15 protein-coding genes are annotated in these 17,159 nt (G+C 72.9%); 6 read left to right on the top strand and 9 right to left on the bottom strand.

The genetic code is table 11. The features are described from left to right. Positions 1 to 10 precede the first annotated feature (10 nt). A complete protein-coding gene (locus FLP23_RS07170; RefSeq protein ID WP_149325222.1) occupies positions 11 to 388 on the top strand; it encodes a DUF4870 domain-containing protein in 378 nt (125 codons plus the stop codon). Here the strand turns inward: FLP23_RS07170 and hemW are convergent. The 4 genes from hemW to FLP23_RS07150 form a co-directional block, all read right to left on the bottom strand. Beyond that, positions 381 to 1,613: a radical SAM family heme chaperone HemW gene (gene hemW / locus FLP23_RS07165; RefSeq protein ID WP_149325221.1), complete on the bottom strand. Its 1,233-nt coding sequence runs from the start codon at positions 1,611 to 1,613 to the stop codon at positions 381 to 383. The two genes, FLP23_RS07170 and hemW, sit on opposite strands and share 8 nt — an antisense overlap. Before the next feature lie 103 nt (positions 1,614 to 1,716). Next, positions 1,717 to 2,250: a DUF1990 domain-containing protein gene (locus tag FLP23_RS07160; protein ID WP_149325220.1), complete on the bottom strand. Its 534-nt coding sequence runs from the start codon at positions 2,248 to 2,250 to the stop codon at positions 1,717 to 1,719. Between the two features lie 149 nt (positions 2,251 to 2,399). After that, positions 2,400 to 3,119 (bottom strand): DUF1990 domain-containing protein, encoded by a 720-nt coding sequence (locus FLP23_RS07155; protein WP_149325219.1) that lies wholly within the window; start codon positions 3,117 to 3,119, stop codon positions 2,400 to 2,402. A gap of 26 nt (positions 3,120 to 3,145) precedes the next feature. Next, positions 3,146 to 3,877: a DUF1990 domain-containing protein gene (locus FLP23_RS07150; RefSeq protein ID WP_168200401.1), complete on the bottom strand. Its 732-nt coding sequence runs from the start codon at positions 3,875 to 3,877 to the stop codon at positions 3,146 to 3,148. Positions 3,878 to 4,551: 674 nt separating this feature from the next. On the opposite strand from FLP23_RS07150, the gene FLP23_RS07145 reads away from it, so the two are divergent. Genes FLP23_RS07145 through FLP23_RS07135 form a run of 4 tightly spaced genes read left to right on the top strand, consistent with a single transcriptional unit; the run spans position 4,552 to position 9,306 of the window. After that, the gene (locus FLP23_RS07145) at positions 4,552 to 5,082 is read left to right on the top strand and encodes an RNA polymerase sigma factor (RefSeq protein ID WP_149325217.1); all 531 of its coding nucleotides are present in this window, start codon (positions 4,552 to 4,554) and stop codon (positions 5,080 to 5,082) included. Continuing rightward, the gene (locus tag FLP23_RS07140) at positions 5,079 to 5,720 is read left to right on the top strand and encodes a hypothetical protein (RefSeq protein ID WP_149325216.1); all 642 of its coding nucleotides are present in this window, start codon (positions 5,079 to 5,081) and stop codon (positions 5,718 to 5,720) included. Before FLP23_RS07145 ends, FLP23_RS07140 begins: the two co-directional genes overlap by 4 nt. Next, positions 5,717 to 8,611, top strand: a complete 2,895-nt coding sequence (locus FLP23_RS12235; RefSeq protein WP_168200400.1) for a hypothetical protein — start codon at positions 5,717 to 5,719, stop codon at positions 8,609 to 8,611. The genes FLP23_RS07140 and FLP23_RS12235 overlap by 4 nt, the downstream gene beginning before the upstream one ends. After that, the gene (locus FLP23_RS07135) at positions 8,608 to 9,306 is read left to right on the top strand and encodes an ABC transporter ATP-binding protein (RefSeq protein WP_168200399.1); all 699 of its coding nucleotides are present in this window, start codon (positions 8,608 to 8,610) and stop codon (positions 9,304 to 9,306) included. The genes FLP23_RS12235 and FLP23_RS07135 overlap by 4 nt, the downstream gene beginning before the upstream one ends. Before the next feature lie 341 nt (positions 9,307 to 9,647). Here the strand turns inward: FLP23_RS07135 and lepA are convergent, their stop codons facing one another. Then, positions 9,648 to 11,498, bottom strand: coding sequence for a translation elongation factor 4 (gene lepA / locus FLP23_RS07130; RefSeq protein ID WP_149325214.1), 1,851 nt, complete (start codon positions 11,496 to 11,498; stop codon positions 9,648 to 9,650). Positions 11,499 to 11,557: 59 nt separating this feature from the next. Then, a complete protein-coding gene (locus FLP23_RS07125) occupies positions 11,558 to 11,914 on the bottom strand; it encodes a DUF4190 domain-containing protein (RefSeq protein WP_168200398.1) in 357 nt (118 codons plus the stop codon). Between the two features lie 208 nt (positions 11,915 to 12,122). On the opposite strand from FLP23_RS07125, the gene rpsT reads away from it, so the two are divergent. Beyond that, positions 12,123 to 12,383, top strand: a complete 261-nt coding sequence (gene rpsT / locus FLP23_RS07120) for a 30S ribosomal protein S20 (protein WP_149325212.1) — start codon at positions 12,123 to 12,125, stop codon at positions 12,381 to 12,383. Positions 12,384 to 12,772: 389 nt separating this feature from the next. Here rpsT and holA read toward each other — a convergent pair whose 3' ends face one another. The 3 genes from holA to FLP23_RS07105 all read right to left on the bottom strand — a co-directional run bounded on the left by holA (position 12,773) and on the right by FLP23_RS07105 (position 17,130). Continuing rightward, the gene (gene holA, locus FLP23_RS07115; RefSeq protein ID WP_149325211.1) at positions 12,773 to 13,792 is read right to left on the bottom strand and encodes a DNA polymerase III subunit delta; all 1,020 of its coding nucleotides are present in this window, start codon (positions 13,790 to 13,792) and stop codon (positions 12,773 to 12,775) included. Positions 13,793 to 14,176: 384 nt separating this feature from the next. Then, complete coding sequence (locus tag FLP23_RS12230; RefSeq protein ID WP_168200397.1) at positions 14,177 to 16,522, bottom strand: ComEC/Rec2 family competence protein; 2,346 nt, start codon at positions 16,520 to 16,522, stop codon at positions 14,177 to 14,179. Further along, positions 16,519 to 17,130 carry a ComEA family DNA-binding protein gene (locus tag FLP23_RS07105; protein WP_149325210.1) on the bottom strand — a complete coding sequence of 204 codons (612 nt, stop codon included), beginning with the start codon at positions 17,128 to 17,130 and terminating at the stop codon, positions 16,519 to 16,521. Before FLP23_RS07105 ends, FLP23_RS12230 begins: the two co-directional genes overlap by 4 nt. Positions 17,131 to 17,159 lie beyond the last annotated feature (29 nt).

Genomic DNA, 17,159 nt, shown 5'->3' with positions numbered 1-17,159 from the left:
TAATGGCGGCATGACCGCCACACCTCCTCCCCCGCAGACGCCCTACACCCAGCCTGCCCAGCCGTTGAGCCCGTCCGACGAGCGCCTCTGGGCGACGCTGACGCACATCGGCGGCATCCTGTTCAACTGGATCGCGCCGCTCATCGCCTACCTCGTGCTGAAGGACCGCGGACCGTTCGTGCGCGCGCACACCGCGACGGCGCTCAACTTCCAGATCACCCTGCTGATCGCCTACGTGGTCGGCTCGATCACCGCGATCTTCATCATCGGCATCCTCATCATCGCGGCCGCCGCGATCGTGGCCATCGTGTTCGGCATCATGGCCGCGATCGCCGCCAACAAGGGCGAGTACTACACCTACCCGCTCGCCATCAAGTTCGTCAGCTAGCCGACGGCAGCAGCCGTCGGACGACGGCATCCGCGAGCAGCCGGCCGCGTCGTGTCAGCACGATGCGGCCGGCTATCGCGTTCCGGCCGTCGATGAGGCCGTCGGCGATGAGGCCCGCCACCTGGGTGCGGCCGTCGGCGTCGAGCACCTCGGTGGGCAGACCATCGACGATGCGGCTGCGCAGCAGCACATCCTCCACACGCCGGGTCTCGGCGTCGAGCGTCTCCCGGCCGGCCGCCGGTGAGACGCCTGCCGCCAGACGCTCGGCGTAGGCGGCGGGATGCTTGACGTTCCACCAGCGCACCCCGCCCACATGGCTGTGGGCGCCGGGTCCGACGCCCCACCAGTCCTGACCGGTCCAGTAGGCGAGGTTGTGGCGCGAGCGGTGGGCGTCGTCCGTCGCCCAGTTGCTGACCTCGTACCAGCCGAAGCCGGATGCCGCCAGCAGTTCGTCGGCGAGCTCGTACTGGTCCGCCTGCAGCTCGTCGTCGGGCTCGGCGACCTCGCCGCGGGCGATCTGGCGGGCGAGCTTGGTGCCGGGTTCCACGATGAGCGCGTAGGCCGAGAGGTGGTCGGGGTCCTGCGCGAGGGCGAGCTCGAGCGAGCGCCGCCAGTCGTCGAGCGACTCGCCGGGGGTGCCGTAGATGAGGTCGAGGCTCACCTGGAGTCCCGCGTTGCGCGCCCAGCGCACGACGTCCGGGATGCGCGCGGGGTCGTGCGTGCGCTCGAGGGTGCGCAGCACGTGCGGCACGGCCGACTGCATGCCGAAGCTCACGCGCGTGAAGCCGGCCGCCGCGAGCTCGGCGAGGCCCGCCTCGGTCACCGAGTCGGGGTTCGCCTCCGTGGTCACCTCGGCGTCCGGAGCGAGGCCCCAGGCGTCGCGGACGGCGTCGAGCATCCGGATGAGGTCGGCGCTCGGCAGCAGGGTGGGGGTGCCGCCGCCGAAGAACACCGTCGAGACCGCGCGCGGGGCGACCCCGGCATCCGCGAGCACCCCGGTGGCGAAGGCGACCTCGGCGGACGCCTGCGCTGCATAGTCGCTCTGCTTCACACCGCGGATCTCGGAGGCCGTGTAGGTGTTGAAGTCGCAGTAGCCGCAGCGCACCCGGCAGAACGGCACGTGGAGGTACACGCCGAGGTCGCGCCCGGTCGCGCCCTCCGCGACGGATGCGGGCAGCGCCCCGTCCGCGGGCGCGGGATCCGCGAGGGGAAGAGCGCTCGGCATCCCCCCATTCTCCCCCGCCCCGGTGGCCGGCGAGGTTTCGGCTGGATGGCGCGGTTTCGCGGGTGCCATCCAGCCGAAACCGCACCACGCGCCGGGGTGCGGGTCAGACCGCCCGCAGCGAGCGGAGGTAACGGTCGGTGTAACGGCGCTGCAGGAGCGCGAGCACGGGATAGCCGAGACGGAAGAACGCGTTCGCGGGACGGGAGAACGCCCGGATGCGCTGCACGACCGTGCCGTCGGGGCGCAACTCGATGAGGAACGCCTCCTCACCCGACTCGGGATGCCCGGGCAGGGTGCCGTAGGCGAAGCCGGCGCGATCCGGCTCGTCGATCACCACCACCACGCGACACGGCACATCCCGCGGCCACAGCGGGATGCGCAGGATCGCGAGGTCGCCGACGGCGAGCGGCCGGCCCTCGTCCAGGCTGAGCGATCGCACCCGGATGCCGGCACCCCGCTGCACGCCCCACCGCATGGTGGTGTCCACCGCGCGCGCGAACAGCTCGCGCCCACTGCCGAGCACGACCTCGCGGTCGATCGCCTGGAAACCGGCCGGGACCGCCATCCCACCCGCCGCGAGCGTCGCCCCCACCGCGGCGTAGGTGAGTGCGGACGTGGAGGGCGGATGCGCGGGCATGCGCCCATCCTGTCCGGCGCTGCGGCCCGCCCGGAAGCGGCGGGCCGCGCACCCGGGATCCCCGAGAGCACGAACGCGCGCGCCCTGGTGCGGTTTCGGCCGGATGGCGCGGTTTCGCGGGTGCCATCCGGCCGAAACCGCACCAACGCTCAGCCGATGCGCCCGGTGAGCTCGTGCAGGTAGCGGCGCACGAGGAACGCCTGGACGACGCGCAGGGCCGGCAGCACGAGCTTCCAAGGACCGTCGGCGGCGCGCGAGAAGATGCGCACCGTGAGCCACACCGAGTCGTCGTCGCGGCGCTCCACGAGGAACAGCTCCTCACCCGCCAGCGGATGCCCGGGGAGCGTGCCGAAGGCCGCACCGCGGCGGGTCGGCTCGTCGATCACATAGACGACCCGCACCGGGAACGCGACCGGCCAGAAGGGGGCGCGCAACATCCCGGTGTCCCCCGGACGCACAAGGGCGTCGCCCTCCGTCGTGTAGACGACCTCGCCGCCGTCACCGACGGTCGCCGGCTGCACGGGCCGCCCGGAGGCGTCGAAGGCGACCGGCACGTAGCTCGCCGCGGTCGCCGCGGGCGGCGCATCCACGGGCGTCACCTCGAATCCGGCACCGCGCTGGATGCCCCAGCTGAGCACCCGCATCCAGGCGTACTCCCAGCGCTGCTCGCCGTGACCCACCCGGATGCGCTTCTCGAGCGCCCGATAGCCGCGCGGCGGATACTGCAGCAGATCGTCGGCCTGGGTGGCGCCGACCGCGCCGTAGCTGACCGGCACCCGCCAGAGCTCAGCGGGGTCGCCGACGGCGGCCTGAGCGGCGGCCGTCGACCGTCTCGGCGCGTCGCCGGGGGGCGCAGACGCGGTGGTCATCCGACAATTCTCCCAGAAAACCGCCGTCAGGTGCCGTTTCGGGGCGGGGAGGCCTCCCCGTCGGGTTCCCGCAGCTCCCACGGGAGCGCGTCGGCATCCAGCTGCACGGGCTCGGCCGGCGGCTCGTCGAAGGGGCCGCGCTCGGGGTTCATGCCGTAGCCGAGCTTCGCGATGCCGTCGACGCTCGAGCTGCCCTCACCCACGAGCGTGCGGCGCAGTCCCCGCATCCCGGGGAGGGCGTCCGCCCCCACGATGAGCCGCAGCGCCGCGCGCGCGTAGCGCCGCTGGAACACCGGCTGCATCAGGCGGATGCCCGGCCACAGCACGAGCCAGCGCCCGCGCGAGACGCGCGAGACGGTGCGCACCACGAGCCACACCACCCCGTCGGCGTCGCGCTCCACGAGGAAGCACTCCTCGCCCGTGATCGGATGGCCCACGCGCGTTCCGTAGCCGAAGCCGCGCCGCTCGCCGGACTCCTCGACCCACACGACGCGCACCGGCTCGAGCAGTCGCAGCGCGCCGATGCCGAAGCGGGTGTCGTAGTCGCGCCCGAGCACCACGGATGCGTCGTCGGGGGTGACCGTGAAACGCACCCGCTTCTTGATCGCCCAGCCCGACACGGCGTCCACGGCGCGCGCCCAAAGCCCTTCGCCGGAGCCGAGCCGGATGCGCTGCTCGCGCTCCCGCAGGCCGGCGGGCGCCGTCGCACCCGGCCGCGAGATGCCGACAGGGCCGTAGTTCAGCTCGGATGCGCTCACGCCTCGATCATCCCAGCAGCCACCCGGTGATCGAGGAGCGCCCCACCCCGTTGGTCGAGCACCCCGCGCAGCACCCCACTCGTTGGTCGAGCACCCCACGCAGCACCCCACCCCGTTGGTTGAGTAGCCCGCGCAGCGGGCGTATCGAAACCAACCGACCGCAGAGTCGAGCCGTGTTCCGCGGATCTCGATACACCGCGCTGCGCGCGGCACTCGATCAGCGGGGTTGCGCACTGCGCGGCACTCGGCATTCGATCACCGGGGTCGGGCGCTCCACCCGACGCCTCGCCCTGCCGTTGCTCGAGCAACCCGCGCAGCACCCCCACCCCGTTGGTTGAGCAACCCGCGCAGCACCCCCACCCCGTTGGTTGAGTAGCCCGCGCAGCGGGCGTATCGAAACCAACCGACCGCAGAGTCGAGCCGTGTTCCGCGGATCTCGATACACCGCGCTCCGCGCGGCACTCGATCAGCGGGGTTGCGCACTGCGCGCGGCACTCGATCAGCGGGGTTGTGCGCTCCGCGGCACTCGATCAGCGGCGTTGTGTACTCCCCCTCCGCACGCCATCCGCCCGCCACACGGAGCGGCCCGATCAGCGGAGGTGGCGACGCGATGTCACGATCCACGGGGCTGCGCACATGATGATGGTGAGGGCGGCATCCGACGAAGGGGCACCATGTACGACACCGCAGGCGACGACGAGCTCGTCTCGCGCGCCATCCGCGGTGACCGGGGCGCGTTCAGCGCGCTGTTCCGCCGCCACGCCCGCGCGGTGCACGCCTACGCCTGGGGCATCGTGCGCGACGATCGCGATGCCGAGGACGTCACCCAGGAGGTGTTCGTGCTCGCCTGGCGCAAGGTGGGCGGGCTGCGCATCGTCGACAGCTCTGCGCTGCCGTGGCTGCTGGTGACCTGCCGCAACGTGGCGCGCAACCAGGTGCGAGCCCGCCGTGAGGCCCTCGAGTTCGACGAATCGGTGCTGCCCGGCGACCGGGTGCGGCACGAACGCATCGAGGAGCTCAGCTGGGCGCGCGCCGAGATCGGGCGTCTCGGCGGCGTCGACCAGCGGATCGTGCACCTGTGCCTCGTGGAGGGCTACGGCTACGAAGAGGCGGCCGAGCACCTCGGGCTCAGCCGCTCGGCGGTCGCCAAGCGTGTCGAGCGGCTGCGCGCCACCTTGCGTGCCGCCGTGCGAGGTGAGCAATGAGCGCCGAGCGTCCCCAGGGACCCAAGCAGGGCATCTACCTCGACGCCGCGCTCGCCGCGGTCGGCGAGCGCGTGGAGGAGCGGATCGACCGGGTCGTCGAGCGTCGCCGCCGCCGCACCCGCGCCCTGGTGGCGGCCCTCGCCGGCACCACCCTGCTGGGCGGCGCCGTCACCGCGGCGGCCCTCACGGTGGGCGCGCAGGACGCGCCCGCGCCGAGCTACCACCTCGAGTCGGTGCGCTGCGTCGAGGGCGCCGACGACTCCGGCAGCTCCTACTTCGCGGTGCGCTACGAGCTGGCCGACAGCGACCGGGGTCGCGTGGATGCCGAGGCGCTGTGCCTCGGCGCCCGCGACCGCCTCGTGGCCGCTCCGGAGCTCGCCGACGCGAGCCCCGCCCGCCTGCTCGCCCTGGCGGAGCAGCTGATCGACGCCGCGAGCACCGCCTCCGCTGGTGCCGCAGACGCCGGCAGCGCAGGCGCCACCGTCGACGCGCATCCGCGCTCCGCGAGCTTCGGCGTGCTGAGCGACCCGGGCTACACCCCGCCCACCCTGGCCACCTGCGGCGTCGATGAGACCCGCACCGTCCTGTTCGACAGCGGCCTCCATGCCGTCTGCTCCCGTGGAGAAAGCGACGAATGAGCTCTGCACGCCGCCGCCGGGGCGTCCCCGGCCCTGTCCGACGTCTGCTCCGTGAGCGCGGACGCGCCGCCGCCGTGGTGCTCGTGGCGGTCTCCGCGCTCGCCACCGCCGGCATCCAGGTGGGGGCCGCGACCGCCCTTCGCACGAGCCTCGACGCCAACTGGCGGGGCGCCTACGACATCCTCGTCACCGCGGCGGATGCCACCGCGCCGATCGACGGGATGCTGCCGCCGAACGCCCTCGCGAGCGGCACCACAGGCCTCACCGCCGCCGACCTCGCCGCCGTGCGCGGCGTGGATGGGGTGGAGATCGCCGCGCCGATCGGCCAGCTGATCGTGCCCGCGCTCAAGAGTCTGCTGCCGTCGGTCGTCGTGCCGAGCAGCGTCGTGCCGGAGGCGGCCGACGGGCCGCACGCCTACCGGGTGACCGCCGAATACACGACCGACGACGGGCTCGGCGAGCGGATCGTGGCGCGCTCCACGAGCACGATCGTCATCGACGGGTCGACGACGCCGCGCCCCACCGTCGGCGAATGCCTTCCCATTCAGGAGTACAGCTTCGACGGCTTCGCCTTCGACCCGGCTGCCTTCCCCACACTCGCCGGGTTCATCGCGTGCACCGAGACCCGCGTCGACCCCGAGATCTACACCCTCGTCCCCGGCGGCTACGGGGTCGACATCCTGGGCCGGCTCGTGCCCGATGCCTACGCCTTCAACCTCGACAACCCGCCGATGGGGGCGACCGCCATCACCCTCGTCGACCCGGTCGCAGAGCGGGCGCTGCTCGGCGACCGCGGCGACTTCCTCACCCCGCTCGCCGCCCTCCCCGACGGGCTCGTCGACGGCCCCGAGATGTCGTCCTGGGCGAAGACCGACACGGCCGGCTTCGGCGACGCCTTCCTCGACCTCGTGACGCCCCAGAGCCCGCCGTGGATGACCGATGCGATGGTCGACGAGATCCGGCGCCTCTACGCGCAGAACGGCCAGGACTGGGACGAGCACCAGCGCGCCAACGCGCTCGCGGGCAGGTTCATGCCGCTTCTGGTCTCCGATGCCACCCCCGCCCGGCTGAGCCTCAAGCTCAGCGTCGAGGGCTTCGGCGCCGTGCCCCGCACGGGCGAGCTGTTCCCCGGCCCCTTCGAGCTGCCCGCGGGGCTTCTCGGCGGGGAGCCCGGCACCCCGCTCGGCTCCACCTCGATCGACATCTCGGGCGCCCTCAACCCCTTCGTCGACGAGAACGCACGGATCGCCTGGCCGGGTGCCTCGCTCGAGGCCGCGGATGAACTGCCCGAGTACCACGGGGTGGCGGTCACCTACTTCGCACGCGGCGTCGCCGGCAGCTTCACGTCTCGCGGCGGCAGACTCGTCGCCGATCCGACCGGCTACCGGGCGCCCGTCCGCGAGATCGACACGACGGGCACCGGCACCTACACCGACGTGTTCGGCATCGACGAGCCGGCGAGCACCCCCGGCACCGAGGCCGCCTATGTGGGGTGGACGGACGAGCTGCGGAACCCCCAGAGTTCGGCGGGCGGCGCCCCGGTGGGCAGCTTCTCCCCCGACGACATCACCTCGATCGACGACCTCAACTACGTGCCGCTCGGCGCATACGCCCCCATCGGTGCCACCGTCGCCGACGGCGCGCACGCGGGCGCCGAGATGCAGCCCTCGGTGACTGGACTCGGACTCGTGAGCCCCCGCACCATCGCGATCGCCTCGCTCGCCGCAGCCCAGCAACTCGGCCTCGAGACGCCGATCAACGCCATCCGGGTGCGCGTCGGCGGCATCGACGGCTACACGCCCGAAGCCCAGCAGCGCGTGCTCGACGTCGCGCGGCAGCTGCGCGGACTCGGCTTCGCCGCGACCGTGGTGGCGGGCTCCTCACCCTCCGACGTCACCCTCGACGTCGACGGCTACGCCTTCGGCACCACGGATGCCGACGGCACCCAGAAGGTCGGCGAGCTCGGCAGCATCGTGCAGCGCTGGTCGGAGCTCGGTGCGGCCGCCCGCGCGGAGCTCGCGATCTCGAACGCGACCGTCGCGATCGTCGCCATCGGGCTCACCTCCTCGATCCTGCTCTACGCCGCGCTCCAGCTCACCGCCATCCCGCGGCGCCGGGAGCAGGCGGCCGGGATGCGCGAACTCGGCTTCACCCGCTCCCGGATCGCGCGCTGGTCGGGCGCGGAGGAGGTGCCCGGCATCCTGCTCATCGGGGCCGTCGTGGCGGGGGCGGTGCTGCTGTCGGCATCCGAGCTCGTGGACGTTCTGCTCGTGGGGGTGTTCGGTCTCGTGCTCGTGGTGGCCGCCGTCGCGGTCGGGGTCGGATCGCGCCCGCCGCGCACCGCCCGCCTGCGGCGCCGCAAGAGCCGCCGGCTCGGCGCCCGCACGATCACCGCCTTCGGCACCCGGCAGGCGTGGAAGCATCCGCTCACCTCGTTCACCCAGCTGCTCGCGATCGCGATCGTCGCGACCGCATCCGCGGGGCTCGTCTCGGTATTCCTGCGCGGGCGCGCCGGGGTCGGGCAGAGCCTGCTGGCGGGCTACCTCTCGGACCAGCAGTTCCTGCCCCAGCTCGCCCTCGGCCTCACCGCCGTGCTCTCGGGCGCGGTGCTCGCGGGCGTCGCGCGCGGCATGGAGCTGCGTCGTCGGCACCTGCAGTGGTCCACGCTGCGGGCCACCGGATGGACGGGGCGGCAGATCGCGCGCGCCCAACGCTCCGAATCGCTCGCCATCGTGCTGCCCTCGCTCACCGTCGCGCTCGGCATCGTCGTGGCGGGGGTCATCCTGCTCGAGCTGCCGCAGCCGTGGCTGCTGTCGGCCGTCGCGGCGCTCGCCGCCGGAGCCACCGCCCTCACCACGCTCTCCATCCGCACGAAGGGAACCCGCGCATGACGCAGACCACCCCCGCCGGCACCGCCGGCACGATCGCCCTCGACGGTCCCGCGATCGAGCTGCGGGATGTCACCATCCAGTACGAGCGCCCCGGCGAGGAACCGCTCGCGATCGTCGCCGACTACGATCTCACCCTCACCCGCGGCACGCTGCACTGCCTTGCCGGACGCAGCGGCTCGGGCAAGACGAGCATCCTGCGGGTCGCCGCCGGGCTCGTGCCGCCCACCTCCGGCCAGGTGAACTGGGAGGGGCTCGAGATCACCGGCCTCGCCGACAACGTCATCACCGCCAAGCGCCGCAAGCACATCGGCTACCTCGACCAGCGCGGCAACCTGCTGCCCGGGCTCACCGCGCTCGAGAACGTGCTGCTGCCCGCGCTGCCCGATCGGCAGACCCGCCAGCTCGCCCGCCGCGCCCGCGACCTGCTCGAGCAGCTCGGCGTGGCCGGCCGCTCCGGCCACTACCCCGACCGGCTCTCTGGCGGCGAGCGCCAGCGTGTCGCCTTCGCCCGCGCCCTGCTGCTGAACCCCGCCGTCATCATGGCCGACGAGCCCACCGCCAGCCTCGACCGGGCCAGCGCCGACGCCCTCATCCGGATGCTGCGCACCCTCGCCGACACGGGTCACGCCGTGCTCGTGGCCTCCCACGACGCGCACCTGATCGACGCCGCCGACGCGCGCACCCACCTGGCATAGGCGACGACCCTCAGCCCTCAGCCCTCAGCCCTCAGCCCCACCCCCACCCCCACCCGACCGTTCTCGCAACTCAGGAGATTCGCGCCCTGTCGGGTCCCTCGGGCGAGGTGGCCGCGGATCTCCTGAGTTGCGACCGGCGGGCGTGCCGCAACTCAGGAAATCTGCGGATTCCAACCGGTGCGGGGCTCGTGATCCGCAGAGACTCCTGAGTTGCGAAAAGGACGTGAGGGTGGGCGCGTCAATGGGGGAGCGGTGGGCGACGCGGGGCCTGCGGATCTCGATGCACCGCCTTCGGCGGCACTCGATCAGCGGGGCAGCGCAGCGCAGCGGTGACGTCCGAGCTACTTCTTCTTCGCGGACTCGGTGTCGCCTGAGAGCGCGGCGATGAACGCCTCCTGGGGGACCTCGACGCGGCCGACCATCTTCATCCGCTTCTTGCCCTCCTTCTGCTTCTCGAGCAGCTTGCGCTTGCGGGTGATGTCGCCGCCGTAGCACTTGGCGAGCACGTCCTTGCGCATCGCCCGGATCGACTCGCGCGCGATGATGCGGGCGCCGATCGCGGCCTGGATGGGCACCTCGAACTGCTGGCGCGGGATGAGCTCGCGCAGGCGGCCGGTCATGAGCACGCCGTAGGCGTAGGCCTTGTCCTTGTGCACGATCGTCGAGAAGGCGTCCACCTTCTCGCCCTGCAGCAGGATGTCGACCTTCACGAGGTCCGCCTCCTGCTCGCCCGCCGGCTCGTAGTCGAGGCTCGCGTAGCCCTGCGTGCGGGACTTCAGCTGGTCGAAGAAGTCGAACACGATCTCGCCGAGCGGCATCGTGTAGTGCAGTTCGACGCGGTCCTCGCCGAGGTACTCCATGCCCTTCAGCGCGCCGCGACGGCTCTGGCACAGCTCCATGATGGTGCCGACGTAGTCCTTCGGCGCCAGGATCGAGGCCTTCACGACCGGTTCGAGCACGCTCGCGATCTTGCCGTCCGGGTACTCGGAGGGGTTGGTGACGGTGACCGTCTTCTTGTCCTCGGTGGTCACCTGGTACGGCACGCTCGGGGCGGTCGTGATGAGGTCGAGACCGAACTCGCGCTCGAGCCGCTCGGTGACGATCTCGAGGTGCAGCAGCCCGAGGAACCCGCAGCGGAAGCCGAAGCCGAGCGCGACGGAGGTCTCGGGCTCGTAGTTGAGGGCGGCATCCGAGAGCTTGAGCTTGTCGAGCGCGTCGCGCAGGTCCGGGTAGTCGGAGCCGTCGATCGGGTACAGCCCCGAGAACACCATGGGCAGCGGCTCGGTGTAGCCGGGCAGCGCCTCGGTGGCGGGCTTCGCCTGGGTGGTGACCGTGTCGCCCACCTTCGACTGGCGCACATCCTTCACGCCCGTGATGAGGTAGCCCACCTCGCCCACGCCGAGCCCCTTCGAGGGGGTCGGCTCGGGTGAGCTCACCCCGATCTCGAGGATCTCGTGGGTGGCCTTCGTGGACATCATCTGAATGCGCTCGCGCGGGTTCAGCTGCCCGTCGATCATGCGCACGTAGGTGACGACGCCGCGGTAGGCGTCGTACACCGAGTCGAAGATCATGGCACGGGCCGCGACATCCGCGTCGCCCTTCGGGGCGGGGATGCGCTCGACGACGCGGTCGAGCAGCGCCTCGACGCCCATGCCCGTCTTGCCCGACACCCGCAGCACCTCGTCCGGGTCGCCGCCGATGAGCTGCGCGAGCTCCTTCGCGTACTTGTCGGGATCGGCAGCCGGCAGGTCGATCTTGTTGAGCACCGGGATGATCTCGAGGTCGTTCTCGAGGGCCAGGTAGAGGTTGGCGAGGGTCTGCGCCTCGATGCCCTGGGCAGCGTCCACGAGCAGGATCGCGCCCTCGCAGGCGGCCAGGCTGCGGCTCACCTCGTAGGTGAAGTCGACGTGGCCGGGGGTGTCGATCATGTTGAGGGCGAAGGTGTCCCCGCCCACCTGCCACGGCATCCGCACGGCCTGGCTCTTGATGGTGATGCCGCGCTCGCGCTCGATGTCCATGCGGTCGAGGTACTGGGCGCGCATGTCGCGGTCGGACACCACGCCGGTGATCTGCAGCATGCGGTCGGCGAGCGTCGACTTGCCGTGGTCGATGTGCGCGATGATGCAGAAGTTGCGGATGCGCGCCGGGTCGGTCGCGGCAGGCGGCAGGGGCTTCAGGGCGCGGGGTGACATATCCGGACGATTCTCCCACGCCCACTGCGGAGCCCGGTGCACGGGCGCCGCAGCCTGACTCAGAACCAGAAGGGCGCGAAGGCCAGGAACGGCAGGGCGATCGAGAAGCCGATGATCGCCAGCACGAGCCAGCCGAACAGTCCCAGGAAGCCGAGCGCGATGCCCCAGTTGGCCATGAGGCGGCCCTGCGGTTCGCGGCTCCTGGCCACGAAGCCCAGCACGATCGCCACGATGCTGCCGACCGCGAGGCCGGTGGGGATGGACGCGATGCCGGTCACGAGGGCGGCGATGCTGAAGCCGGGCGTCGTGGTGGGGGACGTGGCGGTGGCCCCGGTGGGTGCGGGGCCGGCGTAGGGGTTCTGGGGGGCGGCGGGCTGCTCGGGGGCCGCGGTGGGGGTCGAGGTTGTTTCGGTCATGCATCCAGAATCCTGCGGACGCCGGGCGCACGACATCCGGGAAACCCCCGGATCGCGGGGGCGGCTGCCCGGCCGCGTTGCCGCTCACGGCGGCGACCTGGTAACGTAGACCCTTGGTTTCCGCGTGTCCCACAACACGCGATTCGCCGGGATGCGCCCCTCTACCGCAGACGGCACTCACCATCCCTTCCGAACGAAAGACACATCCATGGCGAACATCAAGTCGCAGATCAAGCGCATCGGCACCAACAAGAAGGCCCAGGAGCGCAACAAGGCCGTCAAGAGCGAGCTCAAGACCGCCGTCCGCGCCACCCGCGAGGCCATCGCCTCGGGCGACAAGGCCAAGGCTGAGGCCGCCCTCGTGCGCGCCGGCAAGAAGCTCGACAAGGCCGCGAGCAAGGGCGTCATCCACAAGAACCAGGCCGCCAACCGCAAGTCGGCGATCTCGAAGCAGGTCGCCGCGCTGTAAGCAGCGCCGCAGTCACGACGGGCCTCGCACCTTCCGGTGCGGGGCCCGTCTGCTGTCTGCAGCACGTCGCGGCAGCGCGGGGGCGGCAGCGGGGTGGTGGCGGCGGCGGCGTACGGGCGGCGGCGGCTTGGCGTGCGGTGGGGCGGCGGCCTGGCGGGCCGGGCGTGGAATACGGCGGGCGGCGGGACGTGCATCCCATCTCAAGGAGTCGAGGAACCCATCTCAAGGAGTGCGTGTGGCTGCTGTGGCTTCTGAGGCGGATGTATCCGATCCAGCGGCCGGGATCCTTGAGATGGGTTGCGGCACTCCTTGATTTGGGACGTCACAGGATGTGCCTGTGGCGGGGAGTGCGGCGGGGGCGGCGCACGTGCGGCGGGGAGCGGGCAGGGTCAGACCGCGCCGCGGGCGGCGATCACGGCGACCAGACGCTCGAGCGCATAGACGGGGTCGCGGCCGGCGCCCTTCACCTGGGCGTCGGCGTCGGCGAGCGAGCGGATGGCGCGGGCGAGGCCCTCGTCCGTCCAGCCCTGCAGGTCGCGACGCGCACGATCCACCTGCCAGCCCTGCAGCCCGAACTGCCGGGCGAGGTCGTTGGAGGAGCCGCGCGCCCCGGCGAGCTTCGCCATCGTGCGGATCTTGAGGGCGAACGCCGCCACCATCGGCACGGGATCGGATCCGGATGCCAGAGCGTGCCGCAGGAGGCCGAGCGCCTCGCCGAGCCGGCCGGCGATCGCGGCATCCGCGACCGCGAACGCGGTCACCTCGGCGCGGCCGGCGTAGTAGCGGTCGACGAGCTGCTCGGTGATGTCGCCGTCCGTGTCGGAGACGAGCTGCCGACAGGCCGCCGCCAGTTCGGCGAGGTCGTCGGTGAACGCTGCCACGAGCGCCCGCACCGCCCCCGGGGTCGCCTTGCGTTTCGCCGCGCGGAACTCGGCGGCGGCGAAGTCGATCTTGTCGCCCTCGCGCTTCAGCTCGGCGCACACCACCTCGACGCCCCCGCCGAGGCCGCCACGGATCGCATCCAGCAGCTTCTTGCCGCGCACCCCGCCGCCGTGACGCAAGACGAGCACGGTGTCGTCCGCGGGGGCCGCGAGGTAGTCGAGAGCCTCCTCGAGGAAGGCGTCGGTGGCCTTCTCGACCTGGCTCACCCGGATGAGCCGCGGTTCGGCGAACAGCGACGGGCTCGCGAGGGTGAGCAGTTCGCCGGGCGCGTACTGGCCGGCGTCGATATCCGACACCTCGAGCGAGGGATCGGCGCCCCGCAGCTGCTCGCGGACCGCTCGGATCGCACGCTCGGCGAGCAGCGCCTCCGGGCCGGTCACCAGCACGACGGGCGCGGGAGTCACCGCGTGCCAGGCGAGCTGCGGGATCGAGGTCTTCGCCGTCGTGCCCGCGCCTCGTCCCGCCATGCTCCCAGCCTATCCAGCGGCGCCGACCCCGCCCGCGGCGCCGCCGACGCGCGGGTATCCCCGATCGCGGGGGCGGGCATCCGACGTGACGAGGGCGGCATCCCAAATCAAGGAGTCGGGCAACCCAAATCAAGGACTCGATGCCGAATCGGCAGAGCATCCGCCCCACCAGTCCCACCAGTCACGTCGACTCCTTGATTCGGGTTGCCCGACTCCTTGATTTGGGACGGGACGCCTTGATTTGGGTTGCCCGACTCCTTGATTTGGGACGGGACTCCTTGATTCGGGTTGCCCGACTCCTTGATTTGGGATGGCGGCGACTGTGGGGACAACAGGGACCGCAGGGACGACGGGCGGGGTGCCTGCGTCCGGCGGAGACGGCGCTCACGTGGTGCGGGCCGTCCACACCCGCGGGGGCGCGCCGGGCGTGAGGGGCGGCGCGACCAGGATGAGGCCGTCGCGGTCGGTGCGGAAGACGGTGGTCCCGGATGCGGCGAGCGCCTCGAGGGCACGCGCGGTCGGGTGCCCGTAGTCGTTGTCGACCCCGACGCCGATGAGTGCGACGGAGGCGGCGGCGCGCGCGTACAGCTCGGCGTCGAAGTCGGCGCTGCCGTGGTGGGCGACCTTCAGCACATCCACTCCCGGCACCGCCGAGGCGCCCCGCATCCGGCTCTGCGACTCCTCTCCGAGGTCGCCGAGCAGCAGGCCGCTGAGGCACGAACCGCATTCCGGTCCCGGTTCGACGAGCAGCGCGACGCTCGCCGGGTTGCCGGGCTCGACGCCGCGCGGAGGCGGCCAGAGCGCGCGCCACGAGAGCGCCCCCAACATCCCGCTCATCCCCGTCACCCCCTGCACGACCCGCGCCCCGCCGGCCCGCAAGCGCTCCCGCAGCCGCTCGTCGCCGGGCTCGCCCACCGGCCCCACGATCGCCGCGCCCACGCGTCCGAGCACGGCGTCCGTTCCGCCCACATGGTCGAGGTCGTCGTGGGTGAGCACGAGCAGGTCGATCGCGCCGATGCCGAGATCGTCGAGGCACGCAGCGAGCGCTGCCGGCTCCGGCCCGGTGTCGACGAGCGCCACAACCCCCGCCGAGCGGATAACGGTCGCATCCCCCTGCCCCACATCGCACATCGCGTACTGCCAGTCGGGCGGACGCCCCGCGAGCTGCACGACCCGGATGCCGACCGTCGCGCCGAGGTAGCCGAGCACCCCGATGAGGGAGAGGATCGCGGCGAGCCGCCGCGCGCGCGACCCGGCCGGGGCGAGCAGCGCCACCAGCACGGCGAGCGACAGCGCCACCCACACGATCAACCCGAGCGCCCCGGACGGCCACGGCATCCTCGCCCCCGGAAGCCCGGCGAAGACCTCCGCGACCGCGGCGATCCACGACGCGGGAAGCCAGGCGATCGCCGCCAGCCCGTGCGCGAGCGGCGGCGCGAGCGGCGCGAGCAGACAGGCGATGAGGCCGAGGACCGTCGCGAGCGGCGCAGCGGGGGCGGCCAGCAGGTTCGCCGGGACGCCCCACAGCGGCAGTGTCGGACTCAGCAACAGCAGCACGGGCTGGCAGGCGAGCTGCGCGGCAAGCGGGACGGCGATGACGAGCGCGAGCGCGGGGGGCATCCACCGTCCGAGCACCCGGGCGAGCGGCCCGGCGAGCAGCAGCAGCCCGGCCGTCGCCAGCGCCGAGAGCGCGAAGCCGAACGACCGCGCGAGCCACGGGTCGACCGTGAGCAGCACGGTCACGGCGAGGCACAGTGCGGGCATCCCGCGGGTGGGTCGTCCGGCGGCCAGCGCGAGCAGCACCACCCCGCCCATCACCGCGGCGCGCAGGACGCTCGGCTCGGGCGTGACGAGCACCACGAACCCGGCAAGGGCCACGAGCGACACCGCGACACGCAGTCCCCGCCGCATCCCGATGAGCGCGCAGCACGCGAACACGGCACCCACCACGATCGCGCAGTTGGCGCCCGACACCGCGGTGAGGTGGCTCAGCGAACTCGACACCATCGCGCCCTCGAGTTCGGCGTCGACCCGTGCGGTGTCGCCGACCGCGAGACCCGGCAACAGCAGTGCGCCGTCGCCGGGCAGCTCCTCGCTGAGTCGGCGCAGCCCGGCCCGGAGCTCGGATGCCGCGGCGAGCAGCGGCGGCGCGTCCCCGATGCGCGTCGGCCGCGCCCCGGCGAACGCCAGGAAGGCGACGTCGTCGCCCGGCGGCACGGGCCGCAGCCGCGCCTGCACCGCCCAGGTCTCTCCGATCCGGGGCTCGACGGCATCGTCCAGGAACAGCAGGATGGCTGCCTCCCCCGCCTGCGGATCCCGCGCCAGCTGCGCGCGCCCCGGCACGCGCCCCTCGCTCACGGCACCCGTGACGACCACGACGAGTTCGCTCGGCGCGCCCCGGACCGCGGACGCGAACGCGGTCGGCGCGCGCGCCGGCGCCTGCACGGCCACCACGGTCGCGACGAGGGCGGCCGCAGTCAGCGCGACCGACGCCCACGCCAGCACGCGCACCCGCAGCGCCCCGAGCGCCGAGGCGGCCGCCGCCGCCCACAGCGCGCCCGCGATGACGGCATGACCCGCACCGGGACCGACGCCCACCAGCACCCCCGCCGCACCCCACGCCGCGAGCGCCGCGGGCAGCAGACGCAGCTCCGCGCCGCGCGGCGCCGCACCCACCCCGTCCACGACCATGGTGCGGATCGCGGCAGCGCCCGCGGCGGCAGCGCTCACGGCAGCACCAGCGGCCGCAGCGCCTCCACCGTCTTCGACCCGATGCCGCTCACCGCGAGCAGGTCGTCGACCGACGAGAACGGCCCGTTGGCCTCCCGCCAGTCGATGATGCGCTGCGCCATCGCGGGGCCGATGCGCGGCAGGGTGTCGAGCGTCGCCGCATCCGCCGCGTTGAGGTCGACGCGTCCGTCGGCCGCCACCCCCGCCGGACCGCCCGCGGGCGTCTCGCCCACGGCGGGCACCACGAGCTGTTCGCCGTCGCTGAGCGTCCGTGCGAGGTTCACCCCGGCAGGGTCGGCGGCTTCCGTCAGGCCGCCGGCGGCCGCGATGGCGTCGACCACCCGGTCGCCGTCACGCAGCGCGTACAGCCCCGGGCGGGCCACCTGCCCGAGCACGTGCACGTAGACCGTCGTGCCCGATCCCGCGTCGACGAGACCGTCGGCCGGTGACGCCGCCTCGGTCGCCACGAGCTGCCGCGCACCCCCGCGCGGGGTGATCGCCGCCACGAACACGGCGATCGCCGCCCCCGCGAGCAGCACGACGAGCGCCGCCCCGACCCCTCGACGCACCCGGGCGCGGAGGATGCCGGGGTCGGGGCGGTCGCTCACCCACGAAGGCTAGGCAGCAGCCGCGGCGG

This window comes from Protaetiibacter larvae (assembly GCF_008365275.1).
Lineage (GTDB): Bacteria > Actinomycetota > Actinomycetes > Actinomycetales > Microbacteriaceae > Homoserinibacter > Homoserinibacter larvae.
This window is presented reverse-complemented; position numbering and strand designations above follow the sequence as displayed.

What these genes read in the sequence shown, in the direction of transcription:
- FLP23_RS07170 (WP_149325222.1), top strand. Translation starts at nt 11, where the DNA reads ATGACCGCCACACCTCCTCCCCCGCAGACGCCCTACACCCAGCCTGCC.
- hemW (WP_149325221.1), bottom strand. Translation starts at nt 1,613, where the DNA reads ATGCCGAGCGCTCTTCCCCTCGCGGATCCCGCGCCCGCGGACGGGGCG.
- FLP23_RS07160 (WP_149325220.1), bottom strand. Translation starts at nt 2,250, where the DNA reads ATGCCCGCGCATCCGCCCTCCACGTCCGCACTCACCTACGCCGCGGTG.
- FLP23_RS07155 (WP_149325219.1), bottom strand. Translation starts at nt 3,119, where the DNA reads ATGACCACCGCGTCTGCGCCCCCCGGCGACGCGCCGAGACGGTCGACG.
- FLP23_RS07145 (WP_149325217.1), top strand. Translation starts at nt 4,552, where the DNA reads ATGTACGACACCGCAGGCGACGACGAGCTCGTCTCGCGCGCCATCCGC.
- FLP23_RS07140 (WP_149325216.1), top strand. Translation starts at nt 5,079, where the DNA reads ATGAGCGCCGAGCGTCCCCAGGGACCCAAGCAGGGCATCTACCTCGAC.
- FLP23_RS12235 (WP_168200400.1), top strand. Translation starts at nt 5,717, where the DNA reads ATGAGCTCTGCACGCCGCCGCCGGGGCGTCCCCGGCCCTGTCCGACGT.
- FLP23_RS07135 (WP_168200399.1), top strand. Translation starts at nt 8,608, where the DNA reads ATGACGCAGACCACCCCCGCCGGCACCGCCGGCACGATCGCCCTCGAC.
- lepA (WP_149325214.1), bottom strand. Translation starts at nt 11,498, where the DNA reads ATGTCACCCCGCGCCCTGAAGCCCCTGCCGCCTGCCGCGACCGACCCG.
- FLP23_RS07125 (WP_168200398.1), bottom strand. Translation starts at nt 11,914, where the DNA reads ATGACCGAAACAACCTCGACCCCCACCGCGGCCCCCGAGCAGCCCGCC.
- rpsT (WP_149325212.1), top strand. Translation starts at nt 12,123, where the DNA reads ATGGCGAACATCAAGTCGCAGATCAAGCGCATCGGCACCAACAAGAAG.
- holA (WP_149325211.1), bottom strand. Translation starts at nt 13,792, where the DNA reads ATGGCGGGACGAGGCGCGGGCACGACGGCGAAGACCTCGATCCCGCAG.